Below are 5,227 nucleotides of genomic sequence, written 5' to 3'. Positions count from 1 at the left end.
CAGGCTCGACGTGGACGATCCCGAGGACCTGGGCCGGGCCTGCACGTTGGGGGTCGGGGAACGCACCGCCGCGGCCCTGGCCTCCCGCTGAGCAGGCGACCAGAACTCACGCAGACGCAGCGGTGGCGGGCCCCGTCGGGGGCCCGCCACCGTGCATGGGGGTTCGGTCAGGCCTTCTTGGCCGGGGCCTTCTTCGCCGTCGTGGTCTTCTTGGCGGCGGTGGTCTTGGCCGTGGTCTTCTTGGCCGGGGCGGTCTTCTTGGCGGCGGTGGTCTTGGTGGCCGTGGTCTTGGCCGGAGCCTTCTTCGCCGCCGTGGTCTTCTTCGCGGCAGTGGCCTTGGTCGCCGTGGTCTTCTTGGTCGCCGTGGCCTTGGTCGCCGTGGTCTTCTTGGCGGCGGTCTTGGCCGGAGCAGCCTTCGCCGGGGCCTTCTTGGCCGGCGCCGCCTTGGTGGCGGTGGCCTTCTTGGCAGGGGTCACCTTCTTGGCCGCGGCGCTGGCCTGGGCGGTGGCCTTCTTGGCCGCGGCGCTGGCCTGCGCGGTGGCCTTCTTGGCCGGCGCGGTGGCGATCCTCGGCAGCTTCTTCGCGCCCGAGACCACCGCCCTCAGCTCCGCGCCCGGCGTGAACTTCGGCACCGCCGTCTTCTTCGCCTTGATCCGGGCGCCGGTCTGCGGGTTGCGCACCCAGCGCGCCTCACGGACGCGCTTCTCGAACGAGCCGAACCCGGTGATGGCGACCTTCTCGCCCTTGGCAACCTCACGCATGATGGTGTCGATGACCTTGTCGAGCGCCTGCGCGGCCGCCTTCCTGTCCCCCTCGTAACGCGCGGCGAGCGCGTCGATGAGCTGTGTCTTGTTCACTAGCTTCCCTTCCAATGAACGGTGCTGGCCGAGCCGATGCCCGACGGTTCTTCGCGAAACGCTAGGTATTCAAGGGCTCCGCGTCTAACACCGCGCGGTGTTTCGCCCCGAAATTTCCACTCAGGAGAGCCCAATCCCCTGATTTCTCGCCGAAATCGGGGAATTGGAGGCGTCCTGGACGTCAGCGGGTGACCGGCTTGTACGACGGCCGGGTGGCCTCGTAGGCGGTGATGTCGGCCTCGTGCGACAACGTGATCCCGATGTCGTCGAGACCCTCCAGCAGGCGCCAGCGGGTGTAGTCGTCGATGTCGAAGGAGTCCTCGACGAGCCGGTCACCCTCACCGGCACGCACGGTGCGCGACTCCAGGTCGACGGTGACCGTTGTCCCCGGCCGGTCCTCGAGCAGGTCCCACAGACGCTGCACGACCTTCTCGTCGACCTGGGCGGCGAGCAGGCCGGCCTTCCCGGAGTTGCCGCGGAAGATGTCGGCGAAACGCGAGGAGATGACGGCCCGGAAGCCGTAGTTCTGCAAGGCCCAGACCGCGTGCTCGCGGGAGGACCCGGTCCCGAAGTCGGGGCCCGCCACGAGCACCGAGCCGCCGGCGTACGCCGGGCTGTTCAGCACGAAGTCCGGGTCGTTGCGCCACGCGGCGAACAGCCCGTCCTCGAAGCCGGTGCGGGTGACCCGCTTGAGGTAGACCGCAGGGATGATCTGGTCGGTGTCGACGTTGCTGCGCCGCAGCGGGACGCCGATGCCGGTGTGGGAGGAGAACGCGTCCATGGTCGGTGCCCTTCTAGTCGGTCAGGTCGGCGGGCGAGGACAGGGTGCCGCGGACGGCGGTGGCCGCCGCGACCGGCACGGAGACCAGGTGGGTACGGCCCCCCTTGCCCTGCCGGCCCTCGAAGTTGCGGTTGGAGGTGGAGGCGCTGCGCTCCCCCGGGGCGAGCTGGTCGGGGTTCATGCCCAGGCACATCGAGCAGCCGGCGCCCCGCCACTCCGCGCCGGCGTCGAGGAAGACCGTGTCCAGACCCTCGGCCTCGGCCTGCAGCCGCACCCGCACCGAGCCCGGCACCACGAGCAGCCGGGTGTCCGTGGCGACCTTGCGGCCGCGCAGGATCGCGGCTGCGGTGCGCAGGTCCTCGATGCGGCCGTTCGTGCACGAGCCCACGAAGACCGTGTCGACCTTCACCTCGCGCATCGGCGTCCCCGCGGTGAGGCCCATGTACTCCAAGGCCTTCTGGGCCGCGACCCGGTCGGTCGGCTCGGCGAAGTCCTCGGGGCTGGGGACGCGGCCCCCCAGCGGCACGCCCTGGCCGGGGTTGGTCCCCCAGGTGACGAACGGCGTCATGGTGGAGGCGTCCAGCTCGATCTCGGCGTCGAAGGTCGCGTCGGGGTCGGTGACGAGCGTGCGCCAGTAGGCCACCGCGGCGTCCCAGTCGGCGCCCTTCGGCGCCTCGGGCTTGTCTCGGAGGTAGTCGATCGTCGTCTGGTCCGGCGCGACCAGCCCCGCCTTCGCGCCCCACTCGATCGACATGTTGCACACCGTCATCCGGCCCTCCATCGAGAGCTCCTCGATGGCCTGGCCGCGGTACTCCACGACGTACCCCTGTCCCCCGCCGGTCCCGGTGTGGGCGATCAGCGTGAGCACGAGGTCCTTGGCCGTGACCCCGTCGGGCAGGCTGCCGCGGACGGTGACGGCCATCGTCTTGGGCCGCGCCTGCGGGAGGGTCTGCGTGGCCAGCACGTGCTCGACCTCCGAGGTGCCGATCCCGAACGCCAGTGCGCCGAACGCGCCGTGGGTGGAGGTGTGGGAGTCACCGCACACGATCGTCATCCCCGGCTGGGTGAGCCCGAGCTGCGGGCCGACGACGTGGACGATCCCCTGCTCGACGTCGCCTAGCGGGTGGAGCCGGACGCCGAACTCCTCGGCGTTGCGGCGCAGGGTCTCGACCTGCGTCCGGCTCACCGGGTCCGCGATCGGCCGGTCCCAGTCCAGCGTCGGGACGTTGTGGTCCTCGGTGGCCAGGGTCAGGTCCGGACGGCGTACGGCGCGGCCCGCCAGGCGAAGCCCGTCGAAGGCCTGCGGGGAGGTGACCTCGTGGATCAGGTGGAGGTCGATGTAGAGGAGGTCAGGCTCTCCGGGGGCCGTCCGGACGACGTGCTCGTCCCACACCTTCTCGGCCAGAGTCCTGCCCATCGTTGCCTCTCCTTCGTCAGGTCTGCTCGTGACGCTGGACATCCTAGCGCTTGCATCCCATGATCTGAGACGGCAGTATTGCCATATGGACAACTCGAGCGGGGTCGGCGTGCTCGACAAGGCCGCCCTGGTGCTCTCCGCGCTGGAGGCGGGCCCGGCGACGCTGGCCGGACTGGTGGCCGGCACCGGCCTTGCGCGGCCCACCGCGCACCGGTTGGCGGTCGCGCTGGAGCACCACCGGCTGGTGGCCCGCGACATGCAGGGACGCTTCGTGCTCGGTCCACGGCTGGGCGAGCTCGCCGCCGCCGCAGGCGAGGACCGCCTGCTGGCCGCCGCGAGTCCGGTGCTCGCGCGGCTGCGCGACATCACCGGCGAGTCCGCGCAGCTGTGGCGCCGCCAGGGCGACCACCGGGTCTGCGTGGCCGCCGCGGAGCGACCCTCGGGCCTGCGCGACACGATCCCGGTCGGCTCCCAGCTCACCATGCGTGCCGGGTCCGCGGCGCAGGTCCTGCTGGCGTGGGAGGACCCGGAGCGGATGCATCGCGGCCTGGAGAACGCCGCCTTCTCGGCCACGGCGCTGGCTGGAATCCGGCGCCGCGGCTGGGCGCAGTCGGTCGGCGAGCGCGAGCAGGGCGTCGCGTCGGTGTCCGCGCCCGTCCGCTCCCCCAGTGGCAAGACCATCGCCGCGGTCTCGGTGTCCGGCCCCCTCGAGCGGCTCTCGCGCCAGCCCGGCCGGATGCACGCCCCGGCCGTCCTCGCCGCCGCCGAGCGGCTCTCGGAGTCCCTGCGCAGGGCGGCCGCCGCGGAGTAGCACGCCTCAGAACAGCGCGTCCTGCTCCAGCTCCAGCAGTGCCTGCTTGCGCTCGACGCCGCCGGCGTACCCGGTGAGCGACCCGTCGGCGCCGATGACCCGGTGGCACGGGATCACGATCGGGATCGGGTTGCGGCCGTTGGCCAGGCCCACGGCCCGTGAGGCCGCGTTGGTCATCCCCAGCCGGTGGGCGATCTGCCCGTACGACGCGGTCTCGCCGTAGCCGATCCGCTCCAGCTCCTGCCAGACCCGCCGCTGGAAGACGCTTCCCTCCGGCGCCAGCGGCAGGTCGAAGGCGCGGCGTTCCCGCACGAAGTAGGCCGTCAGCTGGGCGACCGCCTCGACCAGCAGGGGGTGGGCGTCGTCACGATCCCCCCGGGGCCTGCCGTCGGCAGCGCCTCGGAACGGGGCGAACTCGATGGCGGTGATCGCGCCGTGGTGCTCGACGATCCGCAGGTCCCCGACCGGGGAGCTCATCACGGTCCACATTTCAGGTCTCCTTCAACGAGTGCCACAGGTGCAGCAGGGCGTAGGAACGCCAAGGTCGCCAGCGCTCGGCGGCTGCAGGAGCCTCACCGAGCCGGGCGAGCGCCGTGCGGACGCCCACGTCGGTGGGCAGGAACACGTCCGGGTGGCCCAGCGCGCGCAGCGCGACGTAGTCCGCGGTCCACGGTCCGATGCCCGGGAGGGCCAGCAGTGCGCGGCGTACCTCGTGCCGGTCGGCGCCTCGGTCCAGGCGGACTCGTCCCTCGGCCAGGGCACCGGCCAGCGCGACCAGGGCTCGGCCGCGTGAGCGGGGCATCGGGAGGGTCGTGGGGTCGAGCGCGGCCAGCGTGGTGACGTCGGGGAACACCAGGCGCAGACCGTCGGGCGCACCGTCGAGCTGTACGCCGTGCGCACCGGCCAGCCGTTCGGCGAGGGTGCGGGCGCCGGCCACGCTCACCTGCTGCCCCAGGACCGCCCGCACCGCCAGCTCGTTGCCGTCGACGTGGCCGGGGACCCGCAGCCCGGGGTGCTTTCGGGCCAGCGGACCCAGCGCGGGATCCGCTCGGAACGACTCCGTCACCGCGACCGGGTCGCAGTCGGCGTCCAGCAGCCGCCGGACGCGCTCCACGGCGGCGGCCGTGTCGCGCAGGTCGGCGAGGGTGAAGGTGGCGTGGACGAACGCCGTCTCGCCGGTGATCTGCACCTCGGCCAGGTGCAGCCGCACGAGACCGTGACCGTGGGGAAGATCCAGCGTGCGGGCGTACCAGTCCGGGCCGGCCGCCTCGACCCCGGCGACGGCCCGCGCCGCCAGGAAGTCCAGCAGGGCGCGGCCGGCGAAGGGCGTGCGCACGGCGAGCCGCATCGGGACCGGCCCG

General features: G+C 72.5%; 6 protein-coding genes. 1 reads left to right on the top strand and 5 read right to left on the bottom strand.

Going from position 1 to position 5,227, the window contains the following annotated elements:
* Positions 1–167: 167 nt before the first annotated feature.
* The 3 genes from PLP61_RS14855 to leuC all read right to left on the bottom strand — a co-directional run bounded on the left by PLP61_RS14855 (position 168) and on the right by leuC (position 3,055).
* The gene (locus tag PLP61_RS14855; protein ID WP_324503530.1) at positions 168–857 is read right to left on the bottom strand and encodes an HU family DNA-binding protein; all 690 of its coding nucleotides are present in this window, start codon (positions 855–857) and stop codon (positions 168–170) included.
* A gap of 181 nt (positions 858–1,038) precedes the next feature.
* Positions 1,039–1,638 (bottom strand): 3-isopropylmalate dehydratase small subunit, encoded by a 600-nt coding sequence (gene leuD, locus PLP61_RS14850; RefSeq protein ID WP_324503529.1) that lies wholly within the window; start codon positions 1,636–1,638, stop codon positions 1,039–1,041.
* 13 nt (positions 1,639–1,651) lie between these two features.
* On the bottom strand, positions 1,652–3,055 hold the full coding sequence (gene leuC / locus PLP61_RS14845) for a 3-isopropylmalate dehydratase large subunit (protein WP_324503528.1): 1,404 nt from the start codon (positions 3,053–3,055) through the stop codon (positions 1,652–1,654).
* Positions 3,056–3,140: 85 nt separating this feature from the next.
* Between leuC and PLP61_RS14840 the strand changes: the two genes are divergently transcribed.
* Positions 3,141–3,866 (top strand): IclR family transcriptional regulator, encoded by a 726-nt coding sequence (locus PLP61_RS14840; RefSeq protein WP_324503527.1) that lies wholly within the window; start codon positions 3,141–3,143, stop codon positions 3,864–3,866.
* A 6-nt stretch (positions 3,867–3,872) separates the two neighbouring features.
* Here PLP61_RS14840 and PLP61_RS14835 read toward each other — a convergent pair whose 3' ends face one another.
* Both PLP61_RS14835 and PLP61_RS14830 read right to left on the bottom strand, forming a co-directional pair.
* Positions 3,873–4,355 (bottom strand): methylated-DNA--[protein]-cysteine S-methyltransferase, encoded by a 483-nt coding sequence (locus tag PLP61_RS14835; protein ID WP_324503526.1) that lies wholly within the window; start codon positions 4,353–4,355, stop codon positions 3,873–3,875.
* Position 4,356: 1 nt separating this feature from the next.
* Positions 4,357–5,227, bottom strand: an 871-nt coding sequence (locus tag PLP61_RS14830) for a DNA-3-methyladenine glycosylase family protein (protein WP_324503525.1), incomplete at its 5' end; no start/stop codon positions are given.

This window comes from Nocardioides sp., assembly GCF_035429765.1.
Taxonomy (GTDB): Bacteria; Actinomycetota; Actinomycetes; order Propionibacteriales; family Nocardioidaceae; genus Nocardioides.
The sequence above is the reverse complement of the archived record's forward strand: the minus strand, read 5'-3'. Positions and strand labels throughout refer to the sequence as shown.

Bases quoted from the DNA above. Each gene is read 5' to 3' on its own strand.
- leuD (WP_324503529.1), bottom strand. From the start codon at position 1,638: ATGGACGCGTTCTCCTCCCACACCGGCATCGGCGTCCCGCTGCGGCGC.
- leuC (WP_324503528.1), bottom strand. From the start codon at position 3,055: ATGGGCAGGACTCTGGCCGAGAAGGTGTGGGACGAGCACGTCGTCCGG.
- PLP61_RS14840 (WP_324503527.1), top strand. From the start codon at position 3,141: ATGGACAACTCGAGCGGGGTCGGCGTGCTCGACAAGGCCGCCCTGGTG.
- PLP61_RS14835 (WP_324503526.1), bottom strand. From the start codon at position 4,355: ATGTGGACCGTGATGAGCTCCCCGGTCGGGGACCTGCGGATCGTCGAG.